Here is a 15,779-nt window from a genome sequence, read left to right on the forward strand (position 1 = left end):
TCGACTCGCTTGCAAAAGTCAGGCTGACCATAGATTTTTCTTTGTGTGCGGCTTTTGCGTTACAGCACCGTGCGCACGTGCCAAAGCTCAGGGAAAAGCACGATATCGAGCATCTTGCGCAGATACGGCGCACCGTTCGTACCGCCCGTGCCCTGCTTGAAGCCGATGATCCGCTCGACCGTCGTCACGTGGCGGAAGCGCCATTGACGGAACGCGTCTTCGAGATCGACGAGCTCTTCGGCCATCTCGTACAAATCCCAGTACTGCGAAGGATTGCGGTAGACCTCGAACCATGCCGCCTCGACCGTCGCGTCGTGCGCGGTCGGCAGCGTCCAGTCGCGCGCGAGACGCTCCGGCGCGATCGCGAAGCCGCGCCGCGCGAGCAGGCGGATCACTTCGTCGTAGAACGAAGGGGCTTCGAGCGTCGCCTTCACCTGCGCGTGAACCTCGGGCCGATGCTCGTGCGGCTTGAGCATCTGCACGTTCTTGTTGCCGAGCAGGAATTCGATCTGCCGGTACTGATACGACTGGAAGCCCGATGAAGCGCCCAGATACGGCCGCATTGCCGTGTACTCCGAAGGCGTGAGCGTCGACAGGACATTCCACGCCTGCACCAGTTGCTCCATGATTCGCGACACGCGCGCGAGCTGCTTGAACGCGGGCGGCAGCGCGTCGCGATGCACGTTGGCGAGCGCCGCGCGCAGCTCGTAGAGCGCGAGCTTCATCCACAGCTCGCTCGTCTGATGCTGCACGATGAACAGCATCTCGTTGTGATCGGGCGAGAGCGGATGCTGCGCGTTGAGCACGGCATCGAGCGCGAGATAGTCGCCGTAGCTCATCGACTTCGAGAAGTCGAGTTGCGCGTCGTGCCAGCCTTCGCCCCCGGCCGTCGCGGGAGCGGGCGCTGCACCGTGCCCGAACGGGCAGCCGCCGTGTGCCGCGCTGTCGGTCGTGGTGGTCTCGCCCGCGTCGGGCATGCCGGGAATCTGCATGTGATCGTTCATGTTCCGCTCCTCAGGTCACCGCGCCGCGTTCGGCGAATTCGGGCTTGCGCCAGGACTCGGTGGCGAGCACGTCGCGCAGCGTCTCCACGGCGTCCCACACATCGACGTAACGCAGATACAGCGGCGTGAAGCCGAAGCGCAGCACGTGCGGCTCGCGATAATCGCCGATCACGCCGCGCGCGATCAGCGCCTGCATTACCTCGTAGCCGTGCGGATGCTCGAAGCTCACATGCGAGCCGCGCTGCGTGTGCTCGCGCGGCGTGACGAGCGTGAGGCCGTATTCCTTGCAGCGCGTTTCGACGAGTTCGATGAAGAAGTCCGTGAGCGCGAGCGACTTGCGGCGGATGGCCTGCATGTCGGTTTGGAGGAACACGTCGAGACCGCATTCGACGAGCGCCATCGAAACGATCGGCTGCGTGCCGCACAGATAGCGGCCAATGCCGTTGTCCGGACGATAGACCGGATTCATCTCGAACGGCGACTTGTGGCCCCACCAGCCCGAGAGCGGCTGCGAGAACGCATCCTGATGACGCCTCGGCACCCACACGAAGCCCGGCGAACCGGGGCCGCCGTTGAGGTACTTGTACGTGCAGCCCACGGCATAGTCGGCGTTCGCGCCGTTCAGGTCCACGGGCACGGCACCGGCCGAATGCGCGAGATCCCACAGCGCGAGCGCGCCCTGCGCGTGAATGTGTTCGGTGAGCGCGCGCATGTCGTGCATCTCGCCGGTGCGGTAGTTCACGTGCGTGATCATCGCCACGGCCACGTCTTCGCGGATCGCGGCGCGCAGTTCGGAAGCGTCGTCGACGAGGCGCAGCTCGTAGCCGCGGTCGAGCTGCTCGATGAGCCCTTGCGCGATGTACAGGTCGCTCGGGAAGTTCGAGCGCTCGGAGACGATCACGCGGCGCTTCGGGTCGCGCGCGTTCTGCATGCGCAGCGCGGCGGAGAGCGCCTTGAAGAGGTTGATCGAGATGGTGTCGGTGACGACGACTTCGTCGTCGGCCGCGCCGATCAGCTTCGCGAGCTTGTTGCCGAGGCGCTTGGGCATGGCGAACCAGCCCGCGCTGTTCCAGCTGCGGATGAGGCCTTCGCCCCATTCGGCGCCGATCACGGCTTGCGCCCGCGCGGCCGAGGCCGAGGGCGGCACGCCGAGCGAGTTGCCGTCGAGATAGATGGTGCCGGCGGCGAGCGTGAATTGCTCGCGCAGGGCGGCGAGCGGATCGGCGCGATCGGCTGCCAGGGCTTCGTTGCGGTCGTTCATGTCTACGTTTCTTCGTTTCGCGGATTGAGCGGGATAGCGGGGATTCGGTCGTCTCTTCAGGATGCGGCTGGCGATGGCAGCGCGCGCAGCACGGCGCGCACGGGGCTTGCATCGAGCGTGGCGAACTTCAGCGGCAAGGCGATGAGCTCGTAGTCGCCGGGCGCAATCTCGTCGAGCACGACGCCTTCGAGTATCGCCATGCGATGCGCGCGGATGCGGTGATGCGCGTCCATCGTCTTCGAGTCCTGCGGATCGAGCGAAGGCGTGTCGATGCCGACGAGGCGCACGCCGTGAGCCGCGAGCAGATCGATGGTTTGCGGGGCGACCGCGCAAAACGCGCTGTCCCAGCGGTCTAGCGGCGCGTGCGCGTAGGTGCGCAGCAGCACGCGCGGCGGGATGCCTTGCAGCGCGCCTTCCACGTGCTCGGGCAGCACCAGCGGCGCGGCGCCTACACAATGAATCACGCGGCACGGGCCGATGTACGTTTCGAGCGCCACCGCGCCGATCGGCGCGCCTTCGGCGTCGTAATGGAGCGGCGCGTCGGTGTGGGCGCCGGTGTGCGGCGACAGCGTCACGCGCGCGACGTTGACCGGCGAGCCGGCCTCCATGCGCCACACGCGCTCGATGCCAACGGGCGTATCGCCGGGCCAGACGGGCGTTTCGGGGCGAATCGGCGGGGAAATGTCTTTGATCTGTGTCATGTCAAAGGCGTCTTGGGTACGTTGTCACCTGATGCTTCGAATGATAGGCAACCCCACGCGAAATGTGCTTGCGAAAAAAGCGCCGCAAACTTCTTTTGTTGGCACATAATTTGTCTCAAGCCGCGAAAGGAGACCAAATATGAACGCAATCTCGCTAGATGCTACCGATTGCCGTATTCTCGCCGTGCTGCAGAACGAGGGACGGATCAGCAATCTCGATCTGGCGGAGCGCATTTCGCTCTCGCCGTCGGCGTGTTTGCGCCGTTTGCGGCTGCTGGAAGAGCAAGGCGTGGTGGAGCGTTACCGCGCCAGCCTGAACCGCGAGATTCTCGGCTTCGAGATGGAGGCGTTCGTGCAGGTGTCGATGCGCAACGACCAGGAGAGCTGGCACGAGCGCTTCGTCACGGCGCTACGCGACTGGCCGGAGGTGGTGGGGGCTTATGTGGTGACGGGCGAGACGCACTACTTGCTGCGGGTGCTCGCGCACAACCTCAAGCACTACTCGGACTTCGTGCTCAACAAGCTGTACAAGGCGCCGGGCGTGATGGACATCCGCTCGAACATCGTGCTCACGACGCTCAAGGTGGAAGCGGGCGTGCCCGTGGATCTGATCGCGCAACGCGAGCCCAAGAGCACGCAGGTATAGGGTAGAGCGGGCGCGGCGGGCGCTGTGTCTGAGCGCCCTTGGCTTACCCGAAGCGCCGGATCAGAGCGACTGGATCTGGTGAAACGCGCCGCCGTGGAACACGAGCGGCGAAGCGTCGTCGCCATCTTCGCGCACGCCGCAGCGCTCCACCTCGCCCACGAAAATCACGTGGTCGCCTTCGTCGTAGCGGCTGCGGTTGTGGCACTCGAACCATGCGATCGCGCCGTCCAGCACCGGCATGCCGGAGTCGCCGGCCGCGTGGGAAACCCCCTCGAAGCGGTCGCCCTTCACGGTCGCAAAGCGCTTGCACAGGTCGAGCTGCGACGCGGCGAGCACATTGATCACATAATGGCTGTTCGAGCGGAACACGGGCATGGAAGCCGAGCGCGTGGCGAGGCTCCACAGCACGAGCGGCGGATCGAGCGAGACCGAGTTGAACGAGCTGGCCGTGATGCCGATAAGCTGGCCGTCGGGGGCGCGCGTCGTGATCACGGTCACGCCGGTGGCGAACTGGCCGAGCGCGCGGCGGAACGCGGCGGCGTCGAAATTGGGCGGGCTGGCGTGGCGGGTCATCGGCGCAGGCCCTCGCGGGGCGCGCGAGCGGCGGCGGGAGCGGAAGTCGGAATCAACGTCATGTGGAAATTCGGCGAATTGCCACAATTTTAGCGGAAGCGGCGGACGGCGGGTCTCGCGGGCTACCGCGCGGCGATGTCCGCGATTGTGTCCGCACTCACGATCAAAGGAGCGAACAGCATGAGTCAGTCAATCGAAACGGCCACCCTGGGCGGCGGATGCTTCTGGTGCCTGGAGGCGGTGTATCTGCGCGTGAATGGCGTGAGCGCGGTGGAGTCGGGCTACGCGGGCGGCCACGTGGCGAACCCGGGCTACGAGCAGGTCTGCGACGGCGACACCGGCCACGCGGAGGTCGTGAAGGTGGACTTCGATCCCGCGACGATCAGCTATCGCGAGATTCTCGACATCTTCTTCGCGATTCACGACCCCACACAGCTGAACCGCCAGGGCAACGACGTGGGCACGCAGTACCGCTCGGCGATCTTTACGCACTCCGAGGCGCAGCGCGAGACGGCCGAACAGGCGATCCGCGAGCTGGCCGCCGAGGGCGTGTACGACGGCAAGATCGTCACTCAGGTGCTGCCGCTCGACGGCAACTATTTCCCCGCAGAGGCGTATCACCAGAACTACTTCGCCCAACACCCGAACCAGGGCTATTGCTCGTTCGTGGTCGCGCCGAAGGTCGCGAAATTCCGGCAGAAGTTCGCGCACCGGCTCAAGCCAGAGTAAGCGGCGAACCGCGCGCGGGCGGTTTTGTTCGCATCCCGCGCGCGTCAGCCGTCTTCTCGTTTCTCTTCCTGTGCGCCGGGCTGCACGTCGTCCGGCGCATCTGCCTGTCCGACCGTTGGCGGGCTCGTCGCTTCCAGCATCGTTTCCCCGCGCAAGCGCTCCATCTCGTCGGCAATCGCCCGCGCGAGCTTTGCGCACGTGAGCGGCGCCGAGCCCTCCGCCTTGTTGTTGGTCGTGATCAGCACGGGCTGGCCCGCCATCGCGTAGCGCGCAGCCAGTTCGGCAAGTGTGACGCACGTATGCGGGTCTTCGTCGACGAGCTTGTCGAACGGCTCGTAGCGCGCCTTCGCCTGCTCGTACTTGAAGCCGCTGTGCAGGCTCCAGCGCACGATCAGCGGCCCGGCGGGCGTTTCGCCGTCCATCAGCGCGAGCGCCGCGGCCTGGCGCAGCGGATCCGGCATGCGCGCATGCAGGCCCACGCAATAGCGCACGCCCGCGGCGCGCAGCATGCGCACGAAGCGTGGCGTGAGGAGGATCGCGTCGCGGATTTCGACCGCATAGCAGGGGCCGTCGACGCCCTCGGCGGGTTCGGGCAGCGGGGGCAACGCGGCGAGAAACGCCGCAAGGCGCTCGACGAAGGCCGCCGGGTCGGCGAGCAACGGGTCGGGCAGCGGCGGAAACTGGAACACGAGCGCGCCCGCCTTGATCCCAAGGCCCGCGAGGCATGGTTCGACGAACTCGCGTGCGGCCAGCTCCGCGTTGAGAAAGCATGGGTTCGCCGAGACGGGCTCGCCACGCTCGCCGCGCACGCTGGCGTCGGTGACGAGCGCCGGCGCCTTCACGATGAAGCGGAAGGAGTCGGGTACCTGCTGCGCGTAGCGCAAGTAATCGGTGACGGTGAGCGGCGCGTAGAACGAGCGGTCGATGCTCACCGAGCGCAGGAGCGGATGCGCCCCGTAAGCCGAGAGGCCGTCGCGCGCGAGCTTCGACTGGCTGTAATCGTCGCCGTAGACGATGCCGCGCCAGCCCGGAAACGACCACGACGAGGTGCCGAGGCGCACGCTCGCGGGCAGCGCGGCGGCCGTGTCGAGCGTGTCTTGCGTCGCCACGGCAGGCAGCACGCCGCGGCCGCGGCCGCGGCGTTTAGGGGCGGCCGGGTTGGCAGCGGGCTCCTTCGGCGGTTTCGCGCGCGGTCCGCGTGGCTGTGGCTCGCCTTCGTCGCGTTCTTCGATTTCGGCGTCGTCGTCCGTGGCGCGGGCGAGGCGTTTCGTGGCGGGCTTCGGCGTGGGCGCGGGTGCTGCAAAGCCGAACAGATCGGGCTGCGGCTCGGCGCGCGTTTCGGTTGTCCGCGCCATGCGGCGCGCCGCCTGGCACAGGCCGTCGCGGCCGGAATCGTTCGCCGCCGCGCGCGGCCCTTCACCGGCTGGGCCGCCCGTCGTATCGCCAAACAGGTCGTGACCCGCGCCGTGGCCCAGATCCTGGCCCAGATCGCGGCCGTCGTCGCGTTCGTTCATGCAGTTGCGTCGCGCTTTGCGTTGTGATGGCGGTCGAGGGGCGAAGCCGCTCGTGCCACGCTCAACTGCCGGGCAGTCGAATCGCGGGCGGCGCAGCGAGCGAGGGCCGCCGCGCCGCTTGCGTCAGAGCGGCTTCTCGTACATATACCGGCGCGACCACGGCAGCGTTTTCGCGCTGCGGCCGGCCTTGCGGCAGACGATCTGGAAGATCGACACGTCGTCGTGCTCGAACGCGTACGCGCAACCCGCCAGATAAACGCGCCAGATGCGGAACTTCTCGTCGTCGACGAGCTTTCTCGCTTCCTCGGCGCGCGCCTCGAAATTCTCTGCCCAGATATCGAGCGTGTGCGCATAGTGACGGCGCAGGCTCTCCACGTCAACCGCCTCCAGGCCGCCGCGCTGCGCCGCTTCGAGCGCGAGGCCGATGTGCGGCAGCTCGCCGTCGGGGAACACGTAGCGGTCGATGAACTCGCCGCCGCCGAGCGCCGTTTCGCCCGAGTCGGCGTCCGACGAGGTGATGCCGTGGTTCATCGCGACGCCGTCGTCGGCGAGCAGGTCGTGGACCTTGCGGAAATAGCCCGGCAGATTCTTGCGCCCGACGTGCTCGAACATGCCCACGCTCGTGATGCGGTCGAACTGGCCGTGTATGTCGCGATAGTCCTGCAGCCGGATCTCGATGCGGTCTTGGAGGCCCGCGGCCTTCACGCGCGCGGTGGCGAGATCGAACTGGTTCTGCGAGAGCGTTACGCCCACGCAGCGCGCGCCGAACTTCTGCGCGGCGCGCAGCACGAGCGCGCCCCATCCGCAGCCGATGTCGAGCAGCGTCTGGCCTTCCTCGAGCTGGATCTTGGTGAGGATGTGGTCGATCTTCTTCAGCTGCGCGGTGGCGAGATCTTCGTCGCCGTTTTCGAAATACGCGCACGAATAGACCATGTTCTCGTCGAGCCACAGCTTGTAGAACTCGTTCGAGACGTCGTAGTGATACTGGATGGCCCGTTTGTCCGTGGACTTCGAGTGCGTGAAGTAGCGGCGCACGCGCGCGAGCTTGCTGGCGTTCGTGACGGTGCTGCGCGCGAGCGAGTAGCTGATGTTGATGATGTCGGCGAGCTTGCCCTCGATATCGATCTTGCCCTTCACGTAGGCCTCGCCGAGGTTGTCGAGGCTCGGCTCCAGGAGGAGCGGCAGCGCCGCCGCGCTATTGACCTTGAGCGTGACCTGCGGCGCGGCGAAGTGGCCGAAATCGTACTGCTGGCCGCTCCACAGGACGAGGCGGGCGGGCAGATCGGCCCGGTTGCGTACTTCTTCTACCCACTGTGCGAGTTTCTTCTCCCAGAACATGCGTTTCTCTCCATGTCAGATGAACGGTTGAAGCCCAATGACAAAAGCGAATTGCGATGCTTGATATCTGGCAACGGCGTCTGGCAACAGCGTTTTTTGCAGCAGGGTTGTGGCAACAGCGATGTAGCAAAAGCCAGCTACCCACGAGGGTGAGACGAAAACCCCGTCGCGCGGCGCGCGTGTGCGACGCCGCGCGCATGCGCTCAGGGCGCGAGACGTTCGATGCGCCAGAGCGCGCCGTCCCGAACGTAGTGGATGCGGTCGTGCAGCCGCGAGGGCCGGCCTTGCCAGAACTCGATGGCGCTCGGCACGAGCCGGTAGCCGCCCCAGTGCGGCGGGCGCGGCGGCGCTTCGCCATATTGCGCGGCGATCTCGCGCTCGCGCGCTTCGAGCGCCTCGCGGTTCGCGATCACCGTGCTCTGGTCCGAGGCCCACGCGCCGATGCGCGAGCCGAGCGGGCGCGAGTTGAAATAGGCGTCGCTTTCCTGGGCGCTCGTGAGCTCGACCTTGCCCTCGATACGCACCTGCCGCTCCAGTTCGATCCAGTAGAAGAGTAGTGCCGCATGCGGATTCGCGGCCAGCTCGCGGCCCTTGCGGCTCTCGTAGTTCGTGAAGAACACGAAGCCGCGCTCGTCCACGCCCTTGATGAGCAGGATGCGGGCGGCGGGGCGGCCCGCTTCGTCGACCGTTGCGACCGTCATGGCGTTGGGCTCGGGCAGCTTCGCGTCGAGCGCCTGGGCGAACCAGGTCTGGAACTGGCGAATCGGATCGGGATCGACGTCGGCGACGTCGAGCGAGCCGAGCGAGTAGTTCTTGCGGAGATCGGCGAGGGTTGTCATCTTTTATGCGGATGCTTCAGTGGGGACGAGTATAACCGGCATGAAACGAACAGGCGGCGAGGCAGGGCGCGCCGGGCCTCAGGGTGGCCCAGCGGGCGCGATCAGGCAAAATACGGGTCTTGCGAGGACTGCTGCGCGCCGTGCGCGGCCGGTCCGCTCACGATTGCCAACTGTCATGACCCTTACTCCGCTTTCCCCCGCCGCCGGCTCCGACGATCTTACCGCGAGCCCTGCCGCCGATGTTGCCGACCGGGCCCGCCGATTCGGCGGAATCGCGCGGCTTTATGGCGCACCGGCGCTCGACGCGTTCGAGCGCGCCCACATTGCCGTGATCGGCATTGGCGGCGTGGGCTCGTGGGCGGCCGAGGCGCTCGCGCGCAGCGCGATCGGCAAGCTCACGCTCATCGACCTCGACAACGTGGCCGAGAGCAACACCAACCGCCAGATCCATGCGCTCGACGGCAACTACGGCAAGCCGAAGGTCGAGGCCATGGCCGAGCGTATCAAGCTCATCGATCCGGCGTGCGATGTGCGGCTCGTCGAGGATTTCGTGGAGCCGTCGAACTTCCAGGCGTTGCTCGGCGGCGGCTTCGACTATGTGATCGACGCCATCGACAGCGTGCGGACCAAGACCGCGCTGATCGCCTGGTGCGTCGAGCATCGGGTGCCCCTCATCACGGTGGGCGGCGCGGGCGGGCAGCTCGACCCCACGCGCATCCGCATCGACGACCTCGCGCTCACGATCCAGGATCCGCTGCTCTCCAAGGTGCGCGGCCAGTTGCGCAAGCAGCATGGCTTTCCGCGCGGGCCGAAGGCCAGGTTCAAGGTGAGTGCGGTGTATTCGGACGAACCGCTCATCTATCCCGAAGCCGCCGTGTGCGATATCGATCCCGAGGCCGAGCACGTGAGTACGTCGCCGGGACATCATGGGCCGGTTGGATTGAACTGCGCAGGCTTTGGCTCCAGCGTGTGCGTGACCGCGAGCTTTGGTTTCGCGGCGGCGTCGTATGTGCTGCGGGCGTTGGCGCATCGCGCCGTGGTGCGCTGACGCCGGGCGGCGGGGACGGACAAAGCGTGCCTCGCGAGGCACGCTTTGGTGTAGCCGGGGAAACCGGGCTGGCGGACGAGCCCGGCACCAGCCGGCTTATTCGACGGCTTCCGCTTCGTGCAGGCGCGGAAGCAGGCGATCGAATTCGCGGCGCACGAGGCCGTAGCATTCGCAGGCGCGCGCTTCGAGGCGCGTGCGGTCGAGCACGCGAATCTTGCCGCGGCTGTGATGGATCAGGCCTTCGTCGTGGAGCTTACCGGCCGCTTCCGTGACCCCTTCCCGGCGCACGCCGAGCATGTCGGCGATCAGTTGCTGCGTCACGGTCAGGTCGTTCGAGTCGACGCGGTCCACTTCGATCAGCAGCCAGCGACACAACTGCTTGCTCAGCGAATGATGACGGTTGCAGGCGGCCGTTTGCGCGACCTGGGTGAGAAGGGCATGCATGTAAAGGAGCGTGATGCGGCGCAGGAGGTCCGAGCGCGCGAACTGTTGCTTGAGCGCGTGTGCGCTGATGCGATAGGCGAAGCCGGAGCTTTGCACCTGCACGCGGTTCGGCATGGTTTCGCCCCCGGTCAGCACCGGCACGCCGGTCATGCCTTCACGGCCCACGGCTGCAATTTCGACGGAGCTGCCGTCTTCCATGGTTGAGAGCATCGAGATGACGGCCGTCGTCGGAAAGTACACGTGATGAATGCGCTGGCCGCAGTCGCAGAGGAGTTGTTCAGTGCGCAGTTGAACGAGCTCGAGATGCGGCGCCAATGCCTGCCACTCGTTGGACGGGAGCGCGCCCAGCAAATGGTTGCCGTGCAGATCGGATTGAAGGGTCAACATGATTGGTCCTCGCGTGAAGCGGCGCGCCGCCACCTGTTCTTTGTGATTCCGGTCGCCGAACTTCTTGTTATCGCCGCTACCCGTACGGCTATTCGTTCGTTGCGCCGGCCCCATAAGCCCCGTAGCGTTTGGCGATCTCGTTTGTCGGCGTCCGCGCCTCGGTGGCCAGCTCTACTTAGCAGGGCTTGTGCCAGCAACGGCGAAAGTGAGGACGCGTGCGGCTTGGCGAGGTGATAGCTATTTCGGAAGCGACGCAATGCCGCATTTATTGTTTCAGTTTTGTACTGCCTCCGCGCCGCGGTACTTGTGAAGTCACCGAAGTTTGTTTTGTCTAACTCTTTGATTTCGTGCGATTTTTTCGTTCTATATGCGGGAGAGCGGAAATGAGTCCTCCCTGAAACATCGTCGAGCGACGGCCGTGAAGACATTGCACGATGGCCTCTGAGGTGGCGCGGATTCGGTTCAGTTCTGTTGGGGCTTCGCAGACAACTCTCACAGAAACGTTCGGATGTGAAACATCACGTCGCGCTGCCGCATTCGCACATCGTGCGTTGCCGCACATAACGACGGCTGAGCCACCAATGGCCAGAAAAAGTTCGTGGCGGTCGCTGCAATCAATGTGGTTGCGCGAACAGATTCGCCTGATGCGGCTTGTTCAAATGCTAACCGTACCCGACTCAACAACGGCCAGGCGAATTGCTGCGGGAGCGACTCGAATGAACAACGATGTGACGTCTGCTGGCCTGATGGCCGCGTTCGACAAAGGTGAAGCCGAGCTGATCGTTCAGCCCGTCGTGCTGGCGGGTGGATCCGGCACGCGGCTATGGCCGCTTTCGCGCGAACACTGTCCAAAGCAGCTGATCGATCTGCTCGACGGCAAGTCGCTTCTCGAGGCGACCGTGCGGCGCCTCGATGGCGTGTTCCAGTGCGCCGGCGCCACGCCTTCCGAAATGCACACACAGGTTCGGAAAATTGCGCCCTTTGTCGTGAGCAGCGAGGACCTACGCCATCTGACCGCGGACCGTCTTGGGCGTAGCGGCTTGCCTGCACGCTTCGTGCTGGAACCGCTCGCGCGAAACACGGCGCCCGCATTGACGGCGGTCGCGCTTGCCGCGAGCGCTGACGGCGATCCCGTGCTGGTTGTCACGCCAGCTGACCACCTGATTGCCGATGGCGCCGCGTTCGCCGCCGCCCTCGAAGAAGCCGTGATCCATGCAGCCCGCGGCGCCATTGTCACGCTCGGCGTGCCGCCGCAGCGTGCCGAAACGGGCTACGGCTACATCGGCGCAGGCTTGCCGCTTGGCAGCAGCGGGGCGCGAAGCATCGAGCATTTTGTGGAGAAGCCCGATGCGGCGCGCGCGGCGAGCTATGTCGAATCGGGCAATTATCTTTGGAACAGTGGCATTTTCGTTGTGCGTGCATCGGTCTGGCTCGGGGCGATCGCACACAGCAGGCCACTCATCGCGGCGCAGTGCGCGGCGGCTTTCGAACGCGCGGTTTTCGACGCCGACGGCACCGTTCATTTGGACCGCGATGCGCTCGCTGCCTGTCCGTCCGATTCGATCGACTACGCTGTGATGGAGTCGGTCGGCGTGAATGCGCGGCTCGCGGGCGTGGTCGTGCCGCTTCGTTCGGGCTGGTCAGATGTCGGGGCGTGGGATGCACTCTGGCAGGTCTCGGAGAAGGATGAGAACGGCAACGTCGCGCGGGGGCACGTACTCTTCGAAGACGCGGCGGATACCTTTGCGCACTCGGATGGCCGGCTCGTTGCTTGCGTGGGCGTGCGGAGCATGGTGGTCGTGGAGACGGCGGATGCTGTGCTCGTTGTCGCGAAGGACCGCGTACAGGACGTCAAGGCGGTGGTCGCCAGACTGAAGGCGCAGCACAGCGAGGTGGCGCGCCAGCACCGGCGCGTGGAGCGCCCTTGGGGCTGGTACGACTCGGTCGATCAAGGCGAGCGCTTTCAGGTCAAGCGCATCGTTGTGAAGCCGGGTGGTCGGCTCTCACTGCAGATGCATCACCACCGCGCGGAGCACTGGACCGTGGTGCGCGGCACGGCGCGCGTGACGCGCGGCGACGAGGTGCTCCTGCTTTCCGAAAACGAATCGACCTATATCCCGCTTGGCATGACGCACCGGCTGGAGAATCCGGGCAAGACGGCGCTCGAGATCATCGAGGTGCAGTCGGGTTGCTATCTCGGCGAAGACGACATCGTGCGTTTCGACGATCAGTACGGTCGCGTTCTGGCATAGCCGGCTGAGCGCAAGACGAGCACGCAATGCGGAGGGCGCGCGCTGCGTCCTCTGCGCGCGCAAAATCAATTCAACGTCGCACTCAGCTTGCGGCGCCACTCGCTCACGAGCTGCGGCTGGTGCGCCGCGAGGTCGAATACGGAGAGCATGGTCCTGCGGCCCACGTCGTCGCGGAACGCGCGGTCGCGCTTGACGATCTCCAGCAGATGCTCGAGCGCGCCCGCGTACTTGCGACGCGCGATCAGCGCGTTCGCCAGATCGAAGCGCGCTTCGAGATCGCCGGGGTTGGCGGCCACCTGGGCCTCGAGCGCGTCGGTGGGAGGCAGGTCCGCGGCGGCGTCGAGCGCGTCGAGGCGCGTCTTGATCGCGTTGAAGCGCGCATCGATACCCTGCGTGGTCCTCGGCGAGAGCAGTTCGACTTCCTTTTGCGCGTCGTCGCTGCGGTTGTCGGCGAGCAGCATCTCGATCAGATCCATACGCACGTCATCGTTGCCCGGATCGAAGGCGAGCGCGGCCTGCAGCGCTTCATAGGCTTCGTCGCGGCGGCCCTCGGCCAGCGCTTCCTGCGCGGCTTGGCGCGCGGCTTCGGCGCCGTCGGGGATCAGGCCGTCGAGGAACTGGCGCAGCTGGCCTTCCGGCAGCACGCCCACGAACTGGTCGACCGCCTGGCGATCCGCGAAGGCCACGACGTGCGGGATGCTGCGTACGCCGAAATGCGCGGCTAGCTCCTGGTTTTCGTCGACATTCACCTTCACGAGCTTCCACTTGCCCGCGTATTCGGCCTCGAGCTTTTCGAGCATCGGGCCAAGGCTTTTGCAAGGGCCGCACCAGGGCGCCCAGAAGTCGACGAGCACCGGCGCCAGCGCCGACGCTTCGATCACGTCTTTTTCGAAAGTGGCGAGAGTGGTGTCCATTGCGTCCTCGTTGAGAAATCCGTCATGTCGGTAGTTGGGGACGAAACGCCGGGATTTCAATCGGCGACTTTTGCGGCCAATTCACCGGCAACCACCGGCAACCAGCGGCACCGGCGGGCACCAGCCGGTACCTTCAGCGCGGCTTCTTCTCCGGCAGCGGAATCCATTCCGTTTCGCCGGGGACATGCCCCATTTCCTGGCGCGTCCATGCCGCCTTGGCGGCTTCGATCTTTTCGCGCGAGCTTGCCACGAAATTCCATTCGATGAAGCGCTCGCCTTCGAGCTTCTCCCCGCCGAGAAGCATCACCCGTGCCCCGCCCGCGCTCGACAGCGTGACGGTCTCGCCGGGCACCAGCACGGCCATCGTGTGCTGCTCGAGCGGCGTGCCGTCGACGGCGAGGTCGCCTTCCACGAGGTAGACGCCGCGCTCTTCATGCTCCGCGTCGAGCGCGAGCGCGCTGCCCGGCGTGAAATCTGCTGCCACGTAGAGCGTGCCGGAGAACGTCTCCACCGGCGAAGTCGCTCCGAACGCCGAGCCCGCGATCACCCGTATGGACACGCCGTTGCGCTCGATCTCGGGCAGCGTCGCGGCGGCGTGATGGAAGAACGACGGTTCCGCGTCTTCGTGATCGAGCGGCAGCGCGACCCAGGTCTGGATGCCGTGCATGACGAGGCCGGTGGGGCGGTCCTCGTCGGGCGTGCGCTCGGAGTGGACGATGCCGCGCCCGGCCGTCATCCAGTTCACGTCGCCGGGGACGATCTTCTGGCTGGAACCGATGCTGTCGCGATGCATCAACGCCCCGTCGAACAGGTACGTGACTGTGGCAAGGCCGATATGCGGATGGGGACGCACGTCGACGCCCGACCCCGGCGCGAGCGTGGCGGGGCCCATGTGATCGAAGAAGATGAACGGGCCGACGAGCCGTGCCGCGAGCGCGGGCAGCACGCGCCGCACATAGAGATTGCCGATGTCGCGTTGATGAGGCTTGAGAACCGCTTTGATCGATGAGGACATGAGGCTTCCTTGATGGGTCGTACGGCGTAATGGTGTTGGCGAATCGGTGTTGGGGAAATCGACGCGCAGGCAGCGCGTGAGGCAGGTTGGCGCTCATTCTAACGCCGGCCCTACCGACGTGTGGCTAAGGCGTTGGCGCCGCGGCGCCCCTCGCGACGAGGCGGTAACATTGCTGACTCGTTTCGCAAGGGTCGACGTAACAGGAGGAGCAGGGATGTCGCCGAAGGACTTGTTGCTCGCGATGGTGGTGGTGCTGGCTTGGGGTGTGAATTTCGTGGTGATCAAGGTGGGGCTGCACGGCGTGCCGCCGCTTCTGCTCGGCGCGCTGCGCTTCATGCTGGCGGCCTTTCCGACGGTGCTGTTCGTGAAGCGTCCGAAAATGCCGCTGCGCTGGTTGATCGCCTACGGCGCGACTATCTCGCTCGGCCAGTTCGCGTTCCTCTTCACGGCGATGTACGTGGGCATGCCCGCGGGGCTCGCCTCGGTCGTGCTGCAGGCGCAGGCGTTCTTCACGCTCGGCTTCGCGGCGCTCTTCCTCCACGAACGCTTTCACGCGCAGAACGTGATCGGACTGCTGACCGCGGCTGCCGGCCTCGCGCTGATCGGCCTGGAATCGACCGGGGCCGCCGCGCAAGGCATGACCATCGCCGGCTTCCTGCTCACGCTGTGCGCGGCCTGCATGTGGGCGCTCGGCAATATCATCACGAAGAAGGTGGGCAAGGTGGATCTCGTCGGCCTCGTGGTGTGGGGAAGCCTCGTACCGCCGTTGCCGTTCCTGCTGCTTTCGTACTGGATGGAGGGGCCGCAGCGCATCGGGCAGGCGCTCGCGGGCATCGGCATGACTTCGGTGGGCGCGATCGTCTATCTTGCGTTCGTCGCCACGTTGCTCGGTTATAGCCTGTGGAGCCGCCTGCTCTCGAAATATCCGGCCAGCCAGGTGGCGCCATTTTCGCTGCTCGTGCCCATCGTCGGGCTGGCCTCGGCATCGCTCCTGCTCGGCGAGCGTCTCACGGCCGCCGAGATCGGCGGCGCCGTGCTCGTGATGGGCGGCCTCGCCGTCAATGTGTTTGGCGGGTGGGTCAAGCAGCGGGTTGCCGACGCGCGCTCCTGAGCC

General features: G+C 65.9%; 15 protein-coding genes. 5 read left to right on the forward strand and 10 right to left on the reverse strand.

Going from position 1 to position 15,779, the window contains the following annotated elements; translation table 11 throughout:
* Positions 1–59: 59 nt before the first annotated feature.
* The 3 genes from kynA to kynB are packed head-to-tail and all read right to left on the reverse strand — an operon-like array spanning position 60 to position 2,966.
* Complete coding sequence (gene kynA / locus BMI01S_RS19655) at positions 60–1,004, reverse strand: tryptophan 2,3-dioxygenase (RefSeq protein WP_028231433.1); 945 nt, start codon at positions 1,002–1,004, stop codon at positions 60–62.
* A gap of 10 nt (positions 1,005–1,014) precedes the next feature.
* On the reverse strand, positions 1,015–2,265 hold the full coding sequence (kynU, locus tag BMI01S_RS19660; RefSeq protein ID WP_028231434.1) for a kynureninase: 1,251 nt from the start codon (positions 2,263–2,265) through the stop codon (positions 1,015–1,017).
* A gap of 56 nt (positions 2,266–2,321) precedes the next feature.
* Positions 2,322–2,966 (reverse strand): arylformamidase, encoded by a 645-nt coding sequence (gene kynB, locus BMI01S_RS19665; protein ID WP_028231435.1) that lies wholly within the window; start codon positions 2,964–2,966, stop codon positions 2,322–2,324.
* A gap of 139 nt (positions 2,967–3,105) precedes the next feature.
* Between kynB and BMI01S_RS19670 the strand changes: the two genes are divergently transcribed.
* The gene (locus BMI01S_RS19670) at positions 3,106–3,612 is read left to right on the forward strand and encodes an Lrp/AsnC family transcriptional regulator (RefSeq protein WP_028209519.1); all 507 of its coding nucleotides are present in this window, start codon (positions 3,106–3,108) and stop codon (positions 3,610–3,612) included.
* 60 nt (positions 3,613–3,672) lie between these two features.
* On the opposite strand, the gene BMI01S_RS19675 is transcribed toward BMI01S_RS19670, so the two are convergent.
* Complete coding sequence (locus BMI01S_RS19675; protein WP_028209520.1) at positions 3,673–4,185, reverse strand: flavin reductase family protein; 513 nt, start codon at positions 4,183–4,185, stop codon at positions 3,673–3,675.
* 180 nt (positions 4,186–4,365) lie between these two features.
* Here BMI01S_RS19675 and msrA point away from each other — a divergent pair, with 180 nt between their 5' ends.
* Entirely contained in the window at positions 4,366–4,914 is a 549-nt protein-coding gene (gene msrA / locus BMI01S_RS19680) for a peptide-methionine (S)-S-oxide reductase MsrA (RefSeq protein ID WP_028231436.1), read from the forward strand.
* Positions 4,915–4,958: 44 nt separating this feature from the next.
* Here msrA and BMI01S_RS19685 read toward each other — a convergent pair whose 3' ends face one another.
* From BMI01S_RS19685 to pdxH, 3 genes are all read right to left on the reverse strand, one after another.
* Positions 4,959–6,428, reverse strand: a complete 1,470-nt coding sequence (locus tag BMI01S_RS19685) for a DUF72 domain-containing protein (RefSeq protein WP_081723458.1) — start codon at positions 6,426–6,428, stop codon at positions 4,959–4,961.
* Between the two features lie 123 nt (positions 6,429–6,551).
* On the reverse strand, positions 6,552–7,766 hold the full coding sequence (locus tag BMI01S_RS19690) for an SAM-dependent methyltransferase (RefSeq protein WP_028231437.1): 1,215 nt from the start codon (positions 7,764–7,766) through the stop codon (positions 6,552–6,554).
* A gap of 203 nt (positions 7,767–7,969) precedes the next feature.
* Complete coding sequence (gene pdxH / locus BMI01S_RS19695; RefSeq protein ID WP_028209523.1) at positions 7,970–8,605, reverse strand: pyridoxamine 5'-phosphate oxidase; 636 nt, start codon at positions 8,603–8,605, stop codon at positions 7,970–7,972.
* 175 nt (positions 8,606–8,780) lie between these two features.
* Between pdxH and tcdA the strand changes: the two genes are divergently transcribed.
* Complete coding sequence (gene tcdA, locus BMI01S_RS19700; RefSeq protein ID WP_028231438.1) at positions 8,781–9,653, forward strand: tRNA cyclic N6-threonylcarbamoyladenosine(37) synthase TcdA; 873 nt, start codon at positions 8,781–8,783, stop codon at positions 9,651–9,653.
* A gap of 96 nt (positions 9,654–9,749) precedes the next feature.
* On the opposite strand, the gene BMI01S_RS19705 is transcribed toward tcdA, so the two are convergent.
* A complete protein-coding gene (locus BMI01S_RS19705) occupies positions 9,750–10,484 on the reverse strand; it encodes a Crp/Fnr family transcriptional regulator (protein ID WP_028231439.1) in 735 nt (244 codons plus the stop codon).
* A gap of 746 nt (positions 10,485–11,230) precedes the next feature.
* On the opposite strand from BMI01S_RS19705, the gene BMI01S_RS19710 reads away from it, so the two are divergent.
* The gene (locus tag BMI01S_RS19710) at positions 11,231–12,736 is read left to right on the forward strand and encodes a mannose-1-phosphate guanylyltransferase/mannose-6-phosphate isomerase (protein WP_028231440.1); all 1,506 of its coding nucleotides are present in this window, start codon (positions 11,231–11,233) and stop codon (positions 12,734–12,736) included.
* 65 nt (positions 12,737–12,801) lie between these two features.
* Here the strand turns inward: BMI01S_RS19710 and trxA are convergent, their stop codons facing one another.
* Entirely contained in the window at positions 12,802–13,650 is an 849-nt protein-coding gene (gene trxA / locus BMI01S_RS19715) for a thioredoxin (protein ID WP_028231441.1), read from the reverse strand.
* A gap of 133 nt (positions 13,651–13,783) precedes the next feature.
* Positions 13,784–14,665 carry a pirin family protein gene (locus BMI01S_RS19720; RefSeq protein WP_028231442.1) on the reverse strand — a complete coding sequence of 294 codons (882 nt, stop codon included), beginning with the start codon at positions 14,663–14,665 and terminating at the stop codon, positions 13,784–13,786.
* A gap of 214 nt (positions 14,666–14,879) precedes the next feature.
* On the opposite strand from BMI01S_RS19720, the gene BMI01S_RS19725 reads away from it, so the two are divergent.
* On the forward strand, positions 14,880–15,776 hold the full coding sequence (locus BMI01S_RS19725; protein ID WP_028231443.1) for an EamA family transporter: 897 nt from the start codon (positions 14,880–14,882) through the stop codon (positions 15,774–15,776).
* The last annotated feature ends 3 nt before the right edge of the window (positions 15,777–15,779 follow it).

The sequence above is a fragment of the Paraburkholderia mimosarum LMG 23256 = NBRC 106338 genome, from assembly GCF_000739815.1.
GTDB lineage: Bacteria > Pseudomonadota > Gammaproteobacteria > Burkholderiales > Burkholderiaceae > Paraburkholderia > Paraburkholderia mimosarum.

Excerpts from the sequence above, each read along its gene's own strand:
- kynA (WP_028231433.1), bottom strand. The coding sequence starts at position 1,004 with ATGAACGATCACATGCAGATTCCCGGCATGCCCGACGCGGGCGAGACC.
- kynB (WP_028231435.1), bottom strand. The coding sequence starts at position 2,966 with ATGACACAGATCAAAGACATTTCCCCGCCGATTCGCCCCGAAACGCCC.
- BMI01S_RS19705 (WP_028231439.1), bottom strand. The coding sequence starts at position 10,484 with ATGTTGACCCTTCAATCCGATCTGCACGGCAACCATTTGCTGGGCGCG.
- pdxH (WP_028209523.1), bottom strand. The coding sequence starts at position 8,605 with ATGACAACCCTCGCCGATCTCCGCAAGAACTACTCGCTCGGCTCGCTC.
- trxA (WP_028231441.1), bottom strand. The coding sequence starts at position 13,650 with ATGGACACCACTCTCGCCACTTTCGAAAAAGACGTGATCGAAGCGTCG.
- kynU (WP_028231434.1), bottom strand. The coding sequence starts at position 2,265 with ATGAACGACCGCAACGAAGCCCTGGCAGCCGATCGCGCCGATCCGCTC.
- BMI01S_RS19685 (WP_081723458.1), bottom strand. The coding sequence starts at position 6,428 with ATGAACGAACGCGACGACGGCCGCGATCTGGGCCAGGATCTGGGCCAC.
- BMI01S_RS19710 (WP_028231440.1), top strand. The coding sequence starts at position 11,231 with ATGGCCGCGTTCGACAAAGGTGAAGCCGAGCTGATCGTTCAGCCCGTC.
- BMI01S_RS19690 (WP_028231437.1), bottom strand. The coding sequence starts at position 7,766 with ATGTTCTGGGAGAAGAAACTCGCACAGTGGGTAGAAGAAGTACGCAAC.
- BMI01S_RS19725 (WP_028231443.1), top strand. The coding sequence starts at position 14,880 with ATGTCGCCGAAGGACTTGTTGCTCGCGATGGTGGTGGTGCTGGCTTGG.
- BMI01S_RS19670 (WP_028209519.1), top strand. The coding sequence starts at position 3,106 with ATGAACGCAATCTCGCTAGATGCTACCGATTGCCGTATTCTCGCCGTG.
- tcdA (WP_028231438.1), top strand. The coding sequence starts at position 8,781 with ATGACCCTTACTCCGCTTTCCCCCGCCGCCGGCTCCGACGATCTTACC.
- msrA (WP_028231436.1), top strand. The coding sequence starts at position 4,366 with ATGAGTCAGTCAATCGAAACGGCCACCCTGGGCGGCGGATGCTTCTGG.
- BMI01S_RS19675 (WP_028209520.1), bottom strand. The coding sequence starts at position 4,185 with ATGACCCGCCACGCCAGCCCGCCCAATTTCGACGCCGCCGCGTTCCGC.
- BMI01S_RS19720 (WP_028231442.1), bottom strand. The coding sequence starts at position 14,665 with ATGTCCTCATCGATCAAAGCGGTTCTCAAGCCTCATCAACGCGACATC.